This window comes from Halalkalibacterium ligniniphilum (genome assembly GCF_000334155.1).
Lineage (GTDB): Bacteria > Bacillota > Bacilli > Bacillales > Bacillaceae_D > Halalkalibacterium > Halalkalibacterium ligniniphilum.
On sequence record NZ_ANNK01000028.1, the window covers coordinates 1 to 19521 of the forward strand.

18 protein-coding genes and 1 pseudogene are annotated in these 19521 nt (G+C 40.9%); 18 read left to right on the top strand and 1 reads right to left on the bottom strand.

Annotated features, from left to right (window positions below; translation table 11 throughout):
* Positions 1 to 149 precede the first annotated feature (149 nt).
* Positions 150 to 848, top strand: a complete 699-nt coding sequence (locus tag BLT_RS0102100; RefSeq protein ID WP_017726167.1) for a CpsD/CapB family tyrosine-protein kinase — start codon at positions 150 to 152, stop codon at positions 846 to 848.
* Positions 849 to 1046: 198 nt separating this feature from the next.
* On the opposite strand, the pseudogene BLT_RS22890 reads toward BLT_RS0102100, so the two are convergent.
* A pseudogene (locus tag BLT_RS22890) lies at positions 1047 to 1271 on the bottom strand (helix-turn-helix domain-containing protein); the annotation flags it as partial.
* A 377-nt stretch (positions 1272 to 1648) separates the two neighbouring features.
* Between BLT_RS22890 and BLT_RS0102110 the strand changes: the two are divergent.
* The 17 genes from BLT_RS0102110 to BLT_RS21240 all read left to right on the top strand — a co-directional run.
* Positions 1649 to 2413 (top strand): tyrosine-protein phosphatase, encoded by a 765-nt coding sequence (locus BLT_RS0102110; protein ID WP_017726169.1) that lies wholly within the window; start codon positions 1649 to 1651, stop codon positions 2411 to 2413.
* Between the two features lie 257 nt (positions 2414 to 2670).
* Positions 2671 to 4491 carry a polysaccharide biosynthesis protein gene (locus tag BLT_RS0102115; RefSeq protein WP_017726170.1) on the top strand — a complete coding sequence of 607 codons (1821 nt, stop codon included), beginning with the start codon at positions 2671 to 2673 and terminating at the stop codon, positions 4489 to 4491.
* A 63-nt stretch (positions 4492 to 4554) separates the two neighbouring features.
* Positions 4555 to 5589 (top strand): Gfo/Idh/MocA family protein, encoded by a 1035-nt coding sequence (locus BLT_RS0102120; RefSeq protein WP_017726171.1) that lies wholly within the window; start codon positions 4555 to 4557, stop codon positions 5587 to 5589.
* Positions 5590 to 5605: 16 nt separating this feature from the next.
* Entirely contained in the window at positions 5606 to 6955 is a 1350-nt protein-coding gene (locus tag BLT_RS0102125) for a nucleotide sugar dehydrogenase (protein ID WP_017726172.1), read from the top strand.
* Between the two features lie 21 nt (positions 6956 to 6976).
* Positions 6977 to 8248: a lipopolysaccharide biosynthesis protein gene (locus BLT_RS0102130; protein ID WP_017726173.1), complete on the top strand. Its 1272-nt coding sequence runs from the start codon at positions 6977 to 6979 to the stop codon at positions 8246 to 8248.
* Between the two features lie 62 nt (positions 8249 to 8310).
* A complete protein-coding gene (locus BLT_RS0102135; protein ID WP_017726174.1) occupies positions 8311 to 9606 on the top strand; it encodes an O-antigen polymerase in 1296 nt (431 codons plus the stop codon).
* Entirely contained in the window at positions 9607 to 10731 is a 1125-nt protein-coding gene (locus BLT_RS0102140) for a glycosyltransferase family 4 protein (protein ID WP_017726175.1), read from the top strand.
* Complete coding sequence (locus BLT_RS0102145) at positions 10728 to 11840, top strand: DegT/DnrJ/EryC1/StrS family aminotransferase (RefSeq protein WP_017726176.1); 1113 nt, start codon at positions 10728 to 10730, stop codon at positions 11838 to 11840. The genes BLT_RS0102140 and BLT_RS0102145 overlap by 4 nt, the downstream gene beginning before the upstream one ends.
* A 30-nt stretch (positions 11841 to 11870) precedes the next feature.
* Positions 11871 to 12575 (top strand): acyltransferase, encoded by a 705-nt coding sequence (locus BLT_RS0102150; RefSeq protein WP_017726177.1) that lies wholly within the window; start codon positions 11871 to 11873, stop codon positions 12573 to 12575.
* Positions 12576 to 12589: 14 nt separating this feature from the next.
* Complete coding sequence (locus tag BLT_RS0102155; protein ID WP_017726178.1) at positions 12590 to 13819, top strand: glycosyltransferase family 4 protein; 1230 nt, start codon at positions 12590 to 12592, stop codon at positions 13817 to 13819.
* Between the two features lie 18 nt (positions 13820 to 13837).
* Complete coding sequence (locus BLT_RS0102160; RefSeq protein WP_026104940.1) at positions 13838 to 14452, top strand: sugar transferase; 615 nt, start codon at positions 13838 to 13840, stop codon at positions 14450 to 14452.
* Between the two features lie 2 nt (positions 14453 to 14454).
* On the top strand, positions 14455 to 15090 hold the full coding sequence (locus tag BLT_RS0102165; RefSeq protein WP_017726180.1) for an acetyltransferase: 636 nt from the start codon (positions 14455 to 14457) through the stop codon (positions 15088 to 15090).
* 18 nt (positions 15091 to 15108) lie between these two features.
* Positions 15109 to 16260: a DegT/DnrJ/EryC1/StrS family aminotransferase gene (locus BLT_RS0102170; protein WP_017726181.1), complete on the top strand. Its 1152-nt coding sequence runs from the start codon at positions 15109 to 15111 to the stop codon at positions 16258 to 16260.
* A gap of 28 nt (positions 16261 to 16288) precedes the next feature.
* Entirely contained in the window at positions 16289 to 16483 is a 195-nt protein-coding gene (locus BLT_RS0102175) for a hypothetical protein (protein WP_017726182.1), read from the top strand.
* Between the two features lie 64 nt (positions 16484 to 16547).
* Positions 16548 to 17054, top strand: coding sequence for a VanZ family protein (locus tag BLT_RS0102180; protein WP_017726183.1), 507 nt, complete (start codon positions 16548 to 16550; stop codon positions 17052 to 17054).
* 20 nt (positions 17055 to 17074) lie between these two features.
* Positions 17075 to 17833 carry a hypothetical protein gene (locus BLT_RS0102185; protein ID WP_017726184.1) on the top strand — a complete coding sequence of 253 codons (759 nt, stop codon included), beginning with the start codon at positions 17075 to 17077 and terminating at the stop codon, positions 17831 to 17833.
* 147 nt (positions 17834 to 17980) lie between these two features.
* Positions 17981 to 19521, top strand: a 1541-nt coding sequence (locus BLT_RS21240; RefSeq protein WP_035425363.1) for a hypothetical protein, incomplete at its 3' end; no start/stop codon positions are given.

Genomic DNA, 19521 nt, shown 5'->3' on the forward strand with positions numbered 1-19521 from the left:
CTTTTTACTCGAATACCTGGATCAGACGATTCGTCATGAGGAAGACATTGAGAACTACTTAGGTATCCCTGTGCTTGGAACGGTGACAAAAATGGATGAGGTGAAGTCACCTCAAGGAAAGCGAAAGAAGAAGTTAGGACGTGAGAGCCATGAGTCGAGCAAGTCAGCGAGCTAATCAAGAGCAGCGGAAGCTAATTAGCCATTTTGAGCCGAAATCACCGATCACTGAGCAATACCGGGCGATTCGGACCAATTTGGACTACGCTTCCATCGAAGAAAAGCTGCAGACGATTCTTGTCACATCGGCAGGTCCAGGAGACGGGAAGTCAACGACGGTGGCAAATCTAGCTGTTGTTTTGGCCCAGCAGGAAAAGCGGGTGCTTTTAGTTGATGCGGATTTGCGAAAGCCGACAGTTCATTATACGTTTCGCCAATTTAACCATCGTGGGCTGACCAATGTGCTCACCCAGCAATCGTCATTTGCAGACGCAGTTGCAACGACCCAAGTGCCACATCTGGATGTGCTTACTAGTGGTCCGATTCCGCCGAATCCATCGGAGCTCCTTGGCTCCCATGCAATGAGCCGTTTTATCGAGGAGGTCACTAGCTTGTACGAGTATGTGCTATTCGACACACCGCCGATGCTCGCTGTGGCCGATGCGCAAATTTTGGCGAATGTCTGCGATGGCTCGATCCTTGTTGTTCGCAGTGGCGGAACCGACCGCCAAGGGGCGATCAAAGTGAAGGAGCTCCTTGCGCAAGGAAAAGCAAAGCTGCTTGGGGCTGTTTTAAATGAAAAGGCCGTCAAGAACAGCTCCTATTACTATTATTACGGGGAATCGAAGTAACATACCGCTGCTCTTTGTGAAGCGTTCTTCACAAGGGGCGGCTTTTTTGTGTTGGAGAAGTATAATTTTGAGTTGTTAAAAATTTAAAGGGCTAGCAACGAAGGCTTTTTATGGAGGACTTGGCGATGGGTCAAGTTTTTGAAGCGGACACAGGTTCCTTTATTTGTGGAAAAAGATACGTTTGCTCTCTAGAAGTCAATCATGAATTTGCGCACCACTCAGGTGAGGGTACTCTTCCAACCAGGCAAGTATCCAGTCTTTGTAGCTGTCTCATTTCTTTTTCCTGTTCAGTATAAGCTTTTGCTTCATCAAATGTCATCTCTAAATATTTATAGACAGTCGGTCTTGAATCTTAAGCTCCTTAGCGATTTGTGCTACTTTAAATTTTCGTTTATGTAGTTCTTGAATCTTTCCATGTAACAAGAACTTCCCTCCTAATCCTAACCTCCAGTAAAGAAGTTTATTGAATTTATGTATGTAAAAAAAAGAAAAGTTGCTGAGAAAATGGAACTGAATATAAAAAGATGTGTATTTTAATGAGTTAAAAAATCAGAAAATTCATTCAATTAAGTCCCCAATCTAAAAAAACTACCCCATAGAATGAAAAATTAATTAAGAACGTTGCGGAATTTGATACAGATTATTACAAATGTTTCTGTTTTGACGAAAAAGATGAAAGATTAACGGAAAATATACTATATTTCCCTTCTTTTTGTCGTTTATTTACCTAACTGGAGGTATGTTTAAATTTTTTGAAATAAAGGTAAGTGAACTAACGAAAAATTTTAGAGGTGAGTTGAATGATCGATATACACAGCCACATTCTTTGGGGGATGGATGACGGTCCTGAGCGTCTTGAGGATGCAGTAGTGATGGCAAAACAAGCTCAGGAACAAGGAATCTATGCGATGATCGCTACGCCGCATTATAAAAATGGACACTATGAAAACAAAAAAAAAGAGATAAAAAAAGCTGTTGAAAAATTTAATCACGAACTACGGCTTCAGAAGCTTGATGTAAATATCGTTCCAGGCCAGGAAGTGAGACTCCATAGACATCTGTTGGACGATTATAGGAAAGGCGACATCCTTACTTTAAATGAAGGACGCTATTTACTCGTTGAATGTCCATCTGGTCGGGTTCCTACATACACAAACAAAATTTTATATGAACTACAAGTGGCAGGCATTATCCCGGTGCTGGCTCACCCCGAACGTAATCAGGAGTTTATTGAACATCCAAATAAGCTGTTTGAAGTTGTCAATAGAGGCGTTTTAACACAGGTCACTGCCTCGAGTCTAACCGGACGATTTGGGAAAAAAGTGAAGAGATTTGCAGAACAGTTAATTGAAAACAGGCTGACTCATTTTATCGCTTCTGATACACACAACATTGGCAGCAGACCTAATGAACTTAGGCTAGCTTTTGAAACAATTGCAAATACGTTTGACCAAAATACAGTCTACTTGCTTCAGGAAAACGCAGAGTCACTTATATATGGGGAAGAGGTATACGCTGATCCCCCAAATCAAATTAAGCAAAAAAAATTCTTAGGAATTTTCTAGGTTGTGATCAAAAAAATTAGGTGATGTCTCCTTGCCTTTATCTAAGGAGGTACTCGACTATGCTGTGGGTATTAACATACCTTAGGCGCTTGTGTCGCCAAGGGCGTGGTGTGAGGAGAGGTTAAATGCCTCCGGGGTATAACCCTATTTTTGTCTATTTCGTAAGGTAATAAAAAGCCTTAACCGGCGTTCATTCCGGGCTTGAATAACGGTGGTTAGGGCTTTTTTAGGGGTTATTTTGCAAAAGGAGGTTGGCCATGACCTATAAGAAACGAATTGCCTCACTTGTCCTTTTTGATTCATTCATTGTTATGATCTCAATCTATTTAAGCAACTTTATCCTTGTACCAACCAGCAGTCCGTTTACACATGTGCTGATTGTTAGCTCGGTTGTCCTGCTTGTCAGTCATCATTTCTTTGCCTACATTTATAAGCTGTATAAGCGTGTGTGGAAATATTCAAGCATGAATGAACTTTATGCGATTGTGATGGCTGTCACTTTTTCGGTTATTATAACTGGGCTGGCACAGACGTTTATGATTCAGGATGTTTACTTCCGAACGCTTACAATCACTTGGATGATGCACATCCTTTTAATCGGGGGTTCTCGCTTTTCGTGGCGAATGTACAGAGATACGTATATGAAACATAAGAAAGACCGCAAGCGAACCTTTATCATCGGTGCAGGATCAGCAGGTACAATGATCGCGAGGCAGCTAAAACAAAACAATGAAGCAAAGCTTGATCCGATTGGTTTTATTGATGATGACCTAAGAAAGCACCAGCTTGAGATTTTCGGAGTTCCTGTTTTAGGAAGCGTGAGCGAAATTGAGGAGCTTATTCATGAACAGAAGATCGAACATATTGTGATAGCGATCCCCTCACTTAATCGACAAAGACTGAATCAAATTTTTCAGGAATGCTCAAAAACCGATGTTAAAACGCAAATACTACCGAGAATGGAAGATTTATTGCTGGGTACTGTGGAGGTAAATCAGTTCCGGGACGTGGGAGTAGAGGATTTACTCGGTCGCGAACCAGTTGAGCTAGATATTGATGGGATTGCCGACTACATATCAAATAAAACCGTACTCGTTACAGGAGCTGGGGGCTCAATCGGATCTGAAATTTGCCGGCAGATCTCACGGTTTACACCCAAGGAGCTTATCTTACTCGGTCACGGAGAAAATAGTATTTACACAATTGAATTGGAATTAAGAAGGAAACTGCCAGACTTAAAGATAACGACAGAAATATCTGATATTCAAGATCGCAAGAAAATGTTTGAAATCATGGCGCACCGAACCCCACATGTCGTTTTCCATGCAGCCGCTCATAAGCATGTACCACTTATGGAGAGAAATCCAGAGGAAGCTGTTAAAAATAACATCATTGGGACGAAAAATGTGGCTGAAGCAGCTGATGCAGCTCACGTGAATACGGTTGTCATGATTTCAACAGATAAAGCCGTCAACCCCACAAGTGTAATGGGGGCAACAAAGAGGATAGCCGAAATGGTGATTCAGCATATGGATCTTATCAGTAAAACACGTTTTGTCGCAGTTCGTTTTGGTAATGTACTTGGCAGTCGCGGCAGCGTCATTCCATTGTTTAAACAGCAAATAAAAAATGGCGGTCCTGTTACGGTTACGCATCCAGACATGGTGCGTTACTTTATGACAATTCCTGAAGCATCTCGTCTTGTGCTACAGGCGGGAGCACTTGCAGAAGGTGGCGAAGTGTTTGTGCTTGATATGGGAGAGCCAGTCAAAATTATCGACTTGGCAAAAAATCTTATTAAACTATCAGGCTTTAACGAAGAAGACATACCTATTGTCTTCACCGGCATGCGTGCAGGTGAAAAAATGTATGAGGAGCTACTCAGCAAAGAAGAGCGACACACCGAGCAAGTCCATCCAATGATTTATCGAGGTAAAACGCCGCAAGTAAACATCCATATAATCGATGAATTGATTGAGAAATTTCAATGCGAGACAACAGAATGGTTACGCGCGCGAGTGCTTGATATTGCTAACTTTCGTGTGAGTCAATTAAAGGCTTATCGTGCGGCAAAGTAAACCTAAACTCGTTAAGTATTTGGGGGTTGGTTCGAGAAAAATTGTGAAAAAGGGAGAGACGAGATGATCAATTTCGCTATTATCGGTTGTGGACATATTGCCCAAAAACACGCAGAAGCCATCCATCGTGCAACGGGGGCAAAGTTGTTGGCTATCTTTGATAAAGAAGAAGAAAGAACAAAGCCATATCAACAAAAATTTGGCGCAAAAGGATATTCTCGGTATGAAGAGCTACTCGATGATAGAGAGGTAGATATCGTCTGTATTTGCACGCCAAGTGGCACACACCCATTCTTAACAATTAAGGCAGCTGAGGCTAAGAAGCATGTCATTGTTGAAAAGCCAATGGCTCTGAAGGTGGAAGATGCGGAAAAGATGATCCGAGCTTGTGAGCAAAACAATGTTAAGCTCGCAGTCGTCCATCCTAATCGCTTCCGTCCCGTCATGCTCGAATTAAAAAAAGTAATGGAAGAGGGTCGATTAGGAAAAATCAGCCATGTAAATGCGGTGGTCCGTTGGAATCGCAACCAAGCCTATTACGAGCAAGCGCCGTGGCGGGGGACGAAAGAACACGATGGTGGTGTCTTGATGAACCAAGCGATTCACAATCTTGATTTATTGTTGTGGCTTGTGGGGGATGTGAAAGAGGTCATGAGCATGAGTGCAACAAGGCTCCGTAACATTGAAACAGAGGATGTTTCAACAGGTGTTGTCACGTTTTCAAGCGGAGCATTGGGAGTTGTAGAAGCAGCGGTAACGATCTATCCAAATAACCTAGAAGAAACAATTAGCATTTTTGGTGAAAATGGAACCATTAAAATTGGTGGGCCTACTGCTAGTTATATCAAGCATTGGAATGTAGCTTCAATGGACGATCAACAAACAAATGAATTAATTGAAAGAGTGAAAATAGATCCGTTTGGAAAGCCAGGCCATCAATGGATTGTTGAAGACATGGTACAAGCCATCCTGGAAGAGAGAGAACCAGTAGTGAGCGGTCAGGATGGTTTGAAGGCACTTCAATTTGTCGAAAGCATGTACCGCTCAGCTGAAATCGGTCAAAAGGTGAAGCTAGAAAAAGAACTGACACACAGCTAACCTAGGAGGGAAACAAATGGCAATTAGCAATCAAGAAATGAAAATTGAGCCCTTGGCTTATCAGCTTATTCAGAAATTCGAAACAAAAACGGCGAAAATTGGTGTTGTCGGCTTAGGTTATGTAGGTCTTCCCCTGGCAGTGGAAAAAGCAAAGGCAGGTTACAGCGTCATTGGGTTTGACGTTCAGCAAGAAAAAACACAAATGGTGAACAAAGGAATCAATTATATTGGCGATGTGGTCGATGAGGATTTAATTACTTATACAAAACAAGGTAGGCTAAAAGCAACAACCGATTATTCACTTATCGGGGAATTGGATGCTGTCGCCATTTGTGTACCCACCCCTTTAGATATTTACCAGCAGCCAGACACCTCGTATGTGGAGTGTTCAACAAGAGAAATTTCTCAATACATAAGAAAGGGGATGCTTGTTGTACTAGAGAGCACCACTTATCCGGGAACAACCGAAGAAATTGTAAAGCCAATATTAGAGGAAAGTGGCCTAATATGCGGTAAGGATATTTTTATTGCCTACTCTCCAGAGCGAGTAGATCCTGGAAACAAAACTTTTAATACAAAAAATACACCAAAAGTCGTTGGAGGAGTAACCTCTTCATGCACCGCTGTGGCAGCAGTTATGTATCGGGAGGTTCTGGAAAGCGAAGTGCATGAGGTGACATCGCCTGCGGTCGCAGAAATGGAGAAAATACTTGAAAATACATTCCGGAACATTAATATTGCCTTAGCAAATGAAATGGCCATCCTCTGCAATAAGATGGGACTTGATGTCTGGGAAGTCATTGATGCAGCTGCAACGAAGCCCTATGGTTTCATGCCGTTCTATCCAGGACCAGGCTTAGGAGGCCATTGCATTCCAATCGACCCTTTTTATTTAACTTGGAAAGCACGGGAATATAATTATCACACCAAATTAATTGAGGTTGCAGGGGAAATTAACAACATGATGCCAGATTTTGTTGTAAACCGCTGCGTTCAAATCTTAAATAAGGAGGGAAAAGCGCTAAAGGATGCAAAAATCCTTATATTGGGAGTAGCGTATAAAAAAGACGTTAAGGATTATAGGGAATCACCCGTTCTTCCGATCATCAACCAATTAGAGGAAGCGGGTGCAGAGTGGACAGTAGTCGATCCGCATGTAACGGAGTTTAAACTGAATGAAAAGATGAAGAAAACGGAAACAACGCTCAATGACAAGTTGTTAGAAGAGGCAGATTTAACCATAATGACAACAGACCATAGCTGTTTTGATTATGACCAGATTTCAAAAAAAGCGAACATCATTTTTGATACGAGGGATGCATTTAAAGACAAAAACGTAACCATAGATCGTTACTATAAATTGTAAAAATCCAAAGAAGGTAAAATCATGTTAAAAAAGCTGTTAGGAAATGATTTTAATCGAAACGTGTTAACACTCCTTACCGGTACCTCTGTAGCACAAGCGATACCAATCGCCATCTCACCGATTTTAACGAGGTTATATACACCAGAGGATTTCGGTGTGTTAGCATTGTTTATTGCAATCACCGTCATTTTTGGTTCAATCGCTAATGGAAGATATGAGTTAGCAATTGTGTTGCCAGAAAAAGAGGAGGAGGCGATTAATCTTGTTGCTCTATCGATCGTCATTTCTTTTCTATTCAGTACTGGATTGTTCTTTATTATGATATTGTTTCATACACCTATCGTTCAGCTCTTAGGGAACAATGCCATCTCTTTTTGGTTGTACCTTGCTCCCTTAACCGTCTTCTTTATTAGCTTATTTAACAGTTTGCTCTATTTAAATACGAGACTGAAGGCATTTAAAAAGATAGCACAAGTACATATTTATAAATCAATCGCACTAGCCTTCATTCAATTAACATTAGGGATCTTTAAAGGAGGATCCTCAGGTCTTGTCATGGGACAAATTGCTTCGCATTTGACGGCAAATGGGAAGCTTTTTGTCTATCTATTAAAAAATAAAAAATTGCTTCTCAAAATTAATAAAAAAGAGATGATAAGAATGGCTAAGCGGTATATTAGATTTCCAAAATTTTCAATGTGGGCAACCTTAGCTAATAACTTGTCTCAGAATATAAACAACATTTTTATTTCGACTTTTTTCTCGGTGAGCACATTAGGATCCTACTTTCTCGTGCAAAGAATTCTTGGATTGCCGGTCAGCTTGATCGGTACATCTATTTCAAATGTGTTCTATCAACGAGCAACAGAAGAAAGAAATGTAACTGGAAATGCCAGCACCACGTTTAAGTCAACTTTATTAAAATTAGCGGTCATCTCTATTATGTTCTTTCTACCGTTGTACTTTGTAATTGAAGATTTAGTGACGATTGTTTTTGGAGAGACGTGGAGGAATGCTGGAGAATATGCAAAATATTTGATTCCTTTGATGTTTATAAGATTTATAGCTGTACCATTATCCTTAACGACAATGGTTTTTGAAAAACAAAACATCGATCTCAGTTGGCAGCTTGGTTTTTTAGGGTGGATGGGGATACTATTTAGCATGACAGTAATGTACGATTTATCCATTACGATGTTTTTAATGTTTTATGCGATATTACTCAGTATCCATTATATCATGATTATATTAATAACCTATCGATTAGCATTGGGGAATGAAGGAAATAAATGACAGCCACATAAACCGTTATTGAACACACTTAATAACAAGAAATTAAGGATATGGAGAATGATATGTGGAGACAAATTGAGGTTAAAAAGAAGTATTTATCTACCATTTTTTTCACTCTATTGCTTAAAATAGTATTAGAATACGGGTATTATACATTTGTACACCCTCTATTTGGTTACTCGGGATTTTACTTAGAGGTTTCACTAATTAAAATGTTGGAATCGTATATCGTGGTCATCTTTTTATCCTTCCTATTTTCAACGTTGGATGATGTGAATAAACCAAGTAAAATTGTTTGTTATATTCTATTTATCAATTTGTTTTTACCAATTTCGTCATTATACTGGCTGCAGAATCAATCGCGCGTGTTTTTCTTGGTCATCTTTTTTTCTTGTCTACTATTGTATTTTATGACAAAAAAATTAAAACCGATTCAAGTAGCAACATTAAAAGAGGGAAGTAATGTTGCTTTTTTTGTTGTTATCGGTATAACGATTTCGGTATATGGTTATTTAATCGTTACAGGAGGTCTACAAAGGATAAATCTTAATTTGTTAAATGTTTATGAAACAAGAGATTATTATTCAGAAAGTAATGTTCCACTAATGGGTTACTTGCTGCCGTGGCAAGCGCATGTCATTAATCTTTTTTTTCTCATTTACGGATTAATTAAATCAAGCAAAAAAATCATCGTATTCACGTTGTTCTTACAAGTATTTTTATTTTCAATGACAAATTTTAAGAGCTTTCTTTTTGCACCGCTAGTGGTAGTTGGTTTGTATTTCATCTTAAAAAATGAATTAAAAAATAAGCTTTTGCTACTAATGACATTCTCTCTATCGGTTTTAATGATCCTATTAATCCTCATGTATGAAATCTCAGAGAACATCGTATTATTATCGATTTTTCTAAGAAGATTGTTCTTTGTACCAGCAAGCTTACAATATACATATTACGATTTCTTCGAAAATATGGAAAAGTATAAGCTCTCGAATTCTATCTTCTCTTCATTCTTTGAGAATCCATATAATATTGGACCAGTAGGATTAATCGCACGTGAAGTCTATGGGAGAGAATTCGCACCGAACGTAGGGATTTTTGGGGATGGTTACTTAAATTTTGGTTTAATCGGAATCATCCTGTTCGTCATGATTTTGGGAGGAGTATTACTTATCTTTGATAGTGTGGCAAGGAAATCGCCAACCATTCTTTCCATGTCAATCATTATCATTCCATCAATGTCATTGGTTAACTCGGCCATGTTTACGAGCTTTGCGACCCATGGAATTTTATTTGCAATATTTATTACTTGGTTAACAAGTACTTTATTTAATCAGACGGAAAGGAATACCTTATAAATGAAAATCTGTCATCTAACTTCGGCGCATCCATACAAAGATACCCGCATATTTTTAAAAGAGTGCCGTTCACTTTCAAAAAGTGGATATGCCGTTCATTTAATTGCTCCTTCTGCCCCTAATGAAAAAATCAATGGAATAGATGTTCACGGAGTAGAAAAGGAAGCTGGTGGTCGGTTTAAGAGAATGACTAAAACCGTTAATGATGTGTACAAGAAAGCAGTAGATATCAATGCTGAAATCTATCATTTTCATGACCCTGAACTTATTCCAGTAGGCTTAAAATTAAAGAGAGCAGGAAAAAAGGTCATCTATGATGTTCACGAAGATGTGCCGCGCCAAATTTTATCTAAGCATTGGATTAGAAAGGGCATCCGTAGGTCGATTTCATGGTCTTTTGAACAATATGAAAATCATGCAGCAAAAAAGTTTGATGGAGTAGTGACAGCTACTCCTTTTATTAATGAACGTTTTTCAAAGCTTGGCTGTCATGCAGTCAACGTAAATAATTATCCGTTGATAGATGAACTTCAATTGAAAGTAAAAAGCTGGGAAAAAAAACAGCATGCCGTTTGCTATGTTGGTGGAATCGGAAAGATACGTGGGATTCATGAGATGGTAGAAGCCATAAAAAAAGTAGATGGGAAATTGCTGCTAGCTGGCGCATTTGCAAATAAGGAAGATGAACATAAAGCGATACGTAAAGAAGGGTGGGAGAAGGTCGACTTTTTGGGTTATTTAGATCGTGAAGGAATTCGAGAGGTTTTCCAGCAGTCAGTGGCTGGATTGGTCGTATTACACCCAACAGCTAATTATATTGATGCGCTGCCAGTAAAAATGTTTGAATATATGGCTGCGGGAATTCCAGTGATTGCCTCCAACTTTCCACTTTGGAACGAAATCATTGAAGAGAATCAGTGTGGGATTTGTGTTGATCCACTTGAGCCAAAAAAAATAGCCAATGCAATTCAATTTTTTATTAAGAATCCGGTTGAAGCAAAAAGAATGGGCCAAAATGGAAGGCTTGCAATTAAAGAAAAATACAATTGGGAAACAGAAAATATGAAGCTTCTACAGCTTTATAACCAAATCGAATCAACGAACGATGGGAGTCGTGAACGATGAAAGTACAAATGCTAGAGTTGTCAGAGCAATACGAATTGCTTAAAGAGGATATTCATAACGTCTTAGAAGAGGTGATTGCCTCTTCTCATTTTATTTTAGGAGAAAACGTAAAACGATTAGAGGAGAATGTGGCTAAATATAGTCATGCATTCTATGGGATAGGCGTTGCCAGTGGCAGCGATGCTCTTCTGCTTTCATTACTCGCATGCGGTGTAAAAGAAGGAGATGAAGTCCTTGTTCCTTCCTTTACGTTTTTTGCGACGGCGGGTGCTGTGGCGAGATGTGGAGCGAAGCCAGTATTCGTTGATATTGAACCGATAACCTTTACTCTCAATCCTGAAAAAATCGAGGCGGCCATCACAAAGAAAACAAGAGCGATTATCCCGGTTCACTTGTACGGACAGACAGCAGATATGGACCCGATAAATGAGGTGGCAAAGAAATATCATCTCGCTGTCATTGAGGACGCTGCACAAGCAATAGGAGCTGAATACAAAGGGAAGCGTGTAGGTACAATCGGAACAGTCGCTTGCTACAGCTTCTTTCCGACTAAAAACTTAGGTGCTTATGGCGACGGTGGTATGGTTGTTACAAACAACGGTGAGCTCGCGGAAAAAATTCAAGTATTGCGCGTGCACGGAAGTAAGCCGAAATATCATCATCATGTACTTGGATTTAACAGTCGGTTGGATGAATTACAAGCTGCGATCTTAAATATAAAGCTTCCTCACCTTGACAACTGGAATAAGCTGCGCTTGGAAAAGGCAACTAACTATACAAAGCTTATTAACGCAACCGGACTTTCAGAAGTGACCCCGCCTCAAACCATCAAGAATCGAAAACATGTTTTTCATCAATACACGATCAGGACAAAAAAACGGGATGAATTGCAGACGTATTTCAAGGAACAAGGGATTGAGACAATGGTTTATTATCCAAAGCCGTTGCATCTGCAGCCAGTTTTTCTAGGACTTGGCTATCAGGAAGGAGATTTACCAGAGACGGAAAAAGCATGCCGAGAAGCCCTCTCTTTACCAATGTTTCCTGAATTAAAGGGCGAACAGCAAGAGGAAATTATCGAAAAAATGGAGCGATTTTTTAAAAAATAACGGATAAAGATGGAAAGGAAGGTGAAGGTGATGGAGCAAGGAAAAAATGTCGTCATTTCTAAAAATGTTACCCTTGGAAGAAATGTAATGATTGGAAACAATGTTATTATCTATGAAGATACAACAATAGGAGATAATACGATAATTCAGGATAATGCGGTGATCGGCAAACAACCGACACGGGCAAAAAACTCAATCTTACCTGAAGTCAAAAAGCTGGCGCCTGCCAAGATTGGATCAGGGGTAACGATTGGTACTTCAGCAATTATTTATGCTGATGCCACCATTGCTGATGATGTGTTTATTGCTGATTTGGCAACCGTTCGTGAGAGAGTAACGATTGGGGAGAAAACCATTATCGGGCGAGGTGTGGCAGTAGAAAATGATTGCCAAATAGGCATGAAATGCAAGCTGGAAACAAATTGTTACATTACCGCCTACTCTTTGCTTGAAGACAATGTATTTGTCGCTCCATGTGTCGTAACAACAAATGATAATTACATGGCACGAACAAAAGAAAGATTGAATGAATTTAAAGGAGTTACGGTAAAAAAAGGAGGTAGACTTGGCGCAAATTCTACCATTTTACCAGGGAAAAGCATTGAAGAGGATGGCACAGTTGCCGCAGGAAGTGTCGTTACAAAGGATGTAAAAAAAGAAGAGCTAGTCGTAGGCATTCCCGCAAAGAAGGTCAGAGATGTCAGTGAAGAACAACTGTTAAGAAACCAATACTAAAGGAATGATTGACAGTGAACATTTGGATTTTTAACCATTATGCAGAGGGACCGGGCTCAGCAGGAGGCAGTCGTCACTATGACCTAGCAAAAAATTTAGTCCATCGAGGCCATAAGGTGACGATTTTTGCCTCGTCTTTTAATCATCAAACGCGAAAAGAAAAATTACGGAAAGGTGAAAAGATAAGAGAAGAATATCATGCCGGGGTACGTTTCTTGTGGATACGTACTTTTTCTTATGAAAAAAATAACTGGCGTCGTGTGATCAATATGATCAGCTATACATTCAAAGCGTATCATCGTTCGAGAGCAGAAATTGAAAAGCCGGACATTGTGATTGGTTCGTTGGTGCATCCATTAGCAGCTTTCCTTGGATGTGTTGTTGCCAAAAGAGACCAAGCTAAATTTTACTTTGAAGAACGTGACTTATGGCCACAGACATTAATCGATCTAGGAAAAATGTCTAAGAAAAACCCTATTATTATCTTTTTGAAAAGCTTAGAAAAATACTTATTCAATAAAGCCCACCGTATTATTGTTCTATTTGATAAAGCGCCGCAATATGTTGCATATAGAGGTGTAAATAAAGATAAGATTATTTATTTACCAAATGGTGTTGACTTAAAGAGATACAATCAAAACAATCCAAGCATTCCGAAAGAATTAGAAAATTTCTTTAACAGAATGAAGAGAAAATTTATTGCAGTTTATATTGGTGCCCATGGAACAGCGAATGAACTCGATGCTCTTCTCGAGACAGCAAAATTATTAAAAGAGAACCAGGATATACATTTCTTGTTCGTTGGGGATGGACCAGAAAAAAGGCGGTTGGTACAAAAAAAGATGAAAGAAGGAATAGAAAACCTTACTTTTTTCCCTTCTTATCCAAAGGAATGTATTCCTGCCATTTTAAGTTATTCAGATATCGGTCTTATTTCCATGAGTGATTCTCCGTTATATAAATGGGGCTTTAGCTTGAACAAAAGCTATGACTACATGGCGGCAGCACTTCCCTTTGTATTAGTAGGGAAAATAGAAAGAAACAAAATTGAAGAATGCCGCGGTGTGATTCGAGCAATAAGTTCGTTGGAATGTGCGAAGATATTGGAAAAATTAAGCAAGGAACAGATGCTGCTTAAGGAAATAGGAGAAGAATCAAGAATGTATGTGGAAAAGAATCATTCTTGGGAAACACTCTCTAAAAAGATTGAGCGGTATATGAAGAAGGATTTGTTAGTTGAATAAGATTGAGGTGTAGAGATGATCAAGCGTGGATTTGATATTTTCTTAGCTATTACTTTCTTACTGCTGTCGGCTCCGTTAATGCTTGTCATCATCATTTTATTAAAAGCACGACTTGGTTCGCCGATATTCTTCAAACAACAGCGTCCTGGACTACATGGCAAGCCTTTCTATGTCTATAAATTCAGAACAATGACCGATGAGCGGGATAAGCACGGCCGCCTGCTGCCAGATGAGAAAAGAATTACGACTTTGGGAAGTTTCCTTAGAAGACTCAGTTTTGATGAGCTTCCCCAGCTTTGGAATGTAGTAAAAGGCGAGTTGAGCCTTGTAGGACCACGGCCGCTATTAATGGAATACATGGAATTATACACTCCTGAACAAGCAAGACGGCATGAGGTTAGACCTGGCATAACAGGATGGGCGCAAGTGAATGGCCGGAATACAATTACATGGGAAGAAAAATTCGAGCTCGATGTATGGTATGTTGACAACCGTTCTTTTTGGCTAGATATTAAAATTCTTTGGCGCACCGTCATCAAGGTTTTTAAATCAGAAGGGGTTAACCAGCAAGGTCAGGCAACGATGGAACCGTTTAAAGGAACAAAATCTAAGCAGAAAGAAAAAGGGATATGAAGATGAAACCGATTATTGTGTTAGGAAGCGGAGGCCATAGTAAGGTGGTTCGGGATATGATTCTGGGTCAAAAGCGCTATCGAATGATTGGACAGCTAGACGATAAGTTTACGAAGGTAACTAAGAAGAATTCGACCTATATAGGGCCGCTTTTTTATGCAAATGAGCTAGCTGAAGTAGAAAAAGAGGCTTTTTTTGTTGTCTGCATCGGTAATAACAAAATCCGAAAAGAAGTCGTAGAAGAATTGAAAATTGACCCTGCAAGATTTGCGACAATTATTCATCCAACGGCATTCGTTAGTCCTGAGTCAACCATTGGCAGGGGCGTCGTCGTCATGCCAGGTGCCGTAATAAACAGCGGGACAACAATTGGAGAGCATGTAATTATAAATACTGCAAGTGTCATCGAGCATGACAATCAAATTGAGAGTTTTACCCATATTTCGCCGAAAGCAGTTCTAGCTGGAGAAGTGAAGGTTGGTGAAGGGGCGCATGTTGGGATAGGATCACAGGTGATTCAACAGATAAATGTGGGAATGTGGTCAGTAATCGGTGCAGGAGCCACGGTCATATCTGATATCCCGGCGTATAGTACGGCGGTTGGGGTCCCGGCAAAGCCGATTAAATATCATCAATAAGGAGAAGGAGGAGGCTTAATGGCTGTTTCGACTAAAAATAAAATTTATCTCTCTTCCCCGCACCTCACTGGTGAAGAGCAAAAGTACGTGTCTGAGGCTTTCTCAACAAATTGGATTGCCCCATTAGGACCGAACGTCGACCAATTTGAGCAAGAGCTAGCAGCGTATGTAGGGGTTAATCATGCGGCGGCTGTAAGCTCAGGGACAGCAGCGATTCATTTAGCGCTGGAATTGTTAGGCGTGCAAAAAGGAGATAGCGTTTTTTGCTCATCGCTGACCTTTATCGCCAGTGCCAATCCTATTTTGTACCAAGGAGCAGAACCAATTTTTATTGATTCTGAGCCTGCCTCCTGGAACATGTCTCCCCGCGCTTTGGAGGAGGCTTTTTCTTTTGCCGAAAACGAAAAGCGGCTGCCCAAAGCAGTCATTGTCGTAAACCTTTATGGACAAAGCGCTGACATGGATAAAATTAAAGAGATTTGTGACACCTATCGTGTACCGATGATCGAAGATGCGGCAGAGTCACTAGGAGCAACCTATAAAGGAAGAGCAAGCGGTTCTATTGGCACGTTCGGGGTTTTTTCATTTAACGGCAATAAAATCATAACCACATCAGGGGGCGGGATGCTTGTTTCAAATGATGAAGAAGCAATTGAAAAAGCGCGCTTCTTAGCGACCCAAGCAAGAGATACGGCAAGACATTATCAGCATAGTCAGATCGGATACAATTATCGATTGAGCAATGTATTAGCGGGTATTGGAAGAGGCCAGCTAAAAGTTCTTAACGATCGTGTACAAGCAAGGCGAAGCATATTTTCAATATATGAAAGGGAGCTTCGCCAAGTGCACGGGATTGACTTTATGCCTGAGGCTGGCTACGGGAAGTCGAGTCGATGGTTAACCGCACTTACGATTAACTCTGAGAAGACAGGTGTCACAAGGGACGAGATCATTCAAGCTCTGGAAAAGGAAAAGATTGAAGCGCGTCCTGTTTGGAAGCCACTTCACTTACAACCTCTATTTAAAGATTGCTCTTTTTATCAGCATGGCGAAAAAGATGTGTCTAAGCAATTATTTGAGGAGGGACTCTGTTTACCTTCAAGCTCAAACTTGACGGAAGAAGAGCAAGCGTATGTGATTTTGACCATGAAACAGAAGTTAGGAATTTAGCTTAAAATTAACAAGGAGGCATGCTTCGATGAATGATGATACTCAATCCAAAAGTGAGGCAGCGTTACTTGATTTGCTGAAGCGTATAAGGGAGCTAGACGGGCAAGATATCTCGACAGTTGAAGCTGTCGCCCTGATCGAGTCAGAGCTGGTAAAGCAAATGGAGCAATCTGACTTGTTCTTATGGAATGACCAATTAGGAAATAGGAAAGAAAGGATCTAGGGGAGCCAACCATTTCATAGGTATTAATTGCTGTGGTTGTTAATATAGGAGAAAGACAGAGTAATTGGGTGGTAATTTGAATAAGCACACAAAGGTTTTAATTAACGCTCTTCTTCTTATCGGATGGGCTTCCCTGATTGCTATAGCCTCATCACAACCTTATACTGACCAGGACCTGCGACCAATGCTGGGAGAGCTGAATAATAATTGGGTGGAGTGTTTCTTTGGGTGGGTATCTTTTTCGTATGGCACTTCCACCATTCGTATAGAGGAAATAGGTGCTGCTGCTTTTCTTGAATTTTTCATTCGCAAGAGTACCCATGTGGTTGTTTTTTTTATTCTTGGTTTTTTGGTCATGCGACTGTTCAGTGCTTTTCGCATGAGTTTGCGAATAAGTGCACCAGTGGCGTTTCTAAGTGTATTCATCTTCGCAGCAATGGATGAATATCGTCATTTTCTTCATCCCGAACGAACAGGTCTCTTAGAGGACGTCGTTCTGGACGGGAGCGGAGGCGCGCTGGGAATTGCTGTTTATATCTTTTGGCGGGCACAAAAAAAGATAGAGAAATAGCGAAAAAGGAGGTCAGCGACATGAGAAAAGGAATGGTCATTGGCTCTTTTATCCTGATACCCACCCTCCTCTTAGTTGGCAATATGTTCTTTGAAGGTCGAATAGAAGAGGCGGCACAAGTCGCTAATCAGGAGAATGTACAAGCTGAAGGGGAAGGTGACAAAGCCAATCCAGGCAAGGAAACCTTAGATGGCAAGGAAAGCGCTGATAAATCAGAGGGAGATCGCTCGGATTCAAGAAATCGAGTTCAAGACGAAACGAATGAAGAAAAAGAGGAAGATAAGATGAATTCGGTAAGCGAGAGTAGAGGAGGGGAACGTACAAATGAGTCAACTCGCGGTTCCTCAGGCACTCATGATGCAGCGCCTCAAAATCGCGAAGCTAGTAATCGGCATACGGTCTCTACTAATCTAGGAACAGATCAATCCAATCAAAGCGTTAGTAACAAAAGTTCGGCTGAAATCCACAAAAAATATGTAGGTATTTTTCAGCAGCTGGAATTCCAACAAAGCGGACAGATGAATCAGTTGATTGCAGAAGCGGAGGCGGAAGCGATTCGGAAAGGCATCAATAATGTCGATCGCATGAAGTATCGCTCCCGCGCCCAAGCGATTGAGGCCAATGCGGAGGCTGAATTTCATCGTGAGCTGAACAACCTTAGAAGTGAACTGCGTGCGAACGGACATAAGGAAAGCATGGCGAATGAATTTGAAAATCGATACGAGCAGCGCAAGGCAGCCCGTCTTCAAGAGCTAGAAGCAAGAGCAAGTGGATACTGAACCACTTGCTTTTTTTTGCATGTAACTAAAATGTTGGTAACGTTCTGCGAATCTGGATCCGACTAAGTATGTTGGTTCTTTAACAGGTTACATACGGTCGGTCTAGGTTCGTAGAAATTTACTAATATTATCTTGAGGTGATATGGAGTGAAAAAATTCCCGTTCAGTAAGAAAGCAGCAAATGTGATGCTTGCAGCGGCACTTGTTGCAACACCGTTTGCTGCGACCGTTCCGATGGCTGATAGTGCTGCATTTGCTCAACAACCTTCCTTAAAGAGTGTGATTGACCAGCGGTTGGATCAAGGTAATGTGAATACCACAGCTATACAGTTGAGTAGAGATTTAGCTTCATTGACTTTGGCAACCACACGAGAAGAGTTGACAAATGCGATAACAACCTTGCAATCCGAAACAAATGAGGCTGCAATTGCAGCGGTTTTTGGACAAGGCATAACGTCGAACGATTTGATGGAAGCGGTCGCGTTGACATTCCAGTCCATCCAGAATTTACATGGTGATAAGTCCAAAGAGCAATTTATTCAGTATGTTGGTCAAATCGGGTATGAGAACTTTTGGAAGGAAGTCATTGAGAAGGCTATTGCGGACCATGCTGAAAAGGTAGGACGATTAAATACAAGTATGCAAAGCAATATTGGGGTAGGACTAACAGGCTTACTAACCGTTCTTATTGATTTAGAAACGGAGATTGGCACTTTTAGCTTAACAGCAAAGCAGGATTTTGCGGGAGCCCTGTTTGAGGTTCAACATTCCACACCATTGTCTGAAAATCCAACCATTGAAGAGTTTACCAGTTTTGTATCTAATGTATATGGCAAGCTCTCCCAAAGTACGATAGATATACTCAATCATGGCAAAATGAACCTAGTTCGGTTATCCGATGCTCAATGGGAACAAATTTTAGGAGAGGCCCCTAGCCCAGATCCAGGAACCTCTCCTGGCGGCGGCACAACGCCACCGTCAGCACCAGATCCGACACCTGAACCAAGTCCCGAGCCCCCGCAAGTTCCTGAGCGTGATGGAGTAACCATTCCTGCTGAAGAAGCCATTACAGTAGAAGTAGTAGGCAACCATGCAATTAATCGGGTGAATGCAGATGTGTTTGCACAAATTATCGCCGATGCTCAGCAGATCGAACGTGTGTCCCTGACCATTACAAAGGGAGAGAGTCAGACTGGGGAGCTTGTCATTCCTGTTACAGCATTTGAAGCACTTGCAGAAGTGAACGCAAATGCGGTTGTTGATGTGACGACAGATGAAGGAAGTATTAGCCTTCCAGTAAGTGAGCTTCGTGATGAAGCGCTGCGTACACGATTAGGTGTGACCGAAGGCGATGTTGAGCTTTCGATTTCTGTAAATGCAGTGGCTGATTCAGCTGAGCGGGTTGCAGAGCTTGGTATTAATGCGAAATCACCGATTGTTGAGTTTTCTATTGTCGCTCGTTCTGGTGATGTGGAGGCTCCAGTGAACCGTTTTGTTCAATATCTTGAACGTGACCTCGTTCTTTCTGAAGACGTGAACCCGGATCGCACGGTTGTTGTTCGTGTCAATGCGGATGGAACGCTAACGGTTGTGCCGACGATTGTCCGTGACGGTCGTGTAACGTTCAAGAGCTTTACGAACAGCTACTATGTAGCGGTTGAGCGTGAAGCATCCTTTAGCGATCTTCG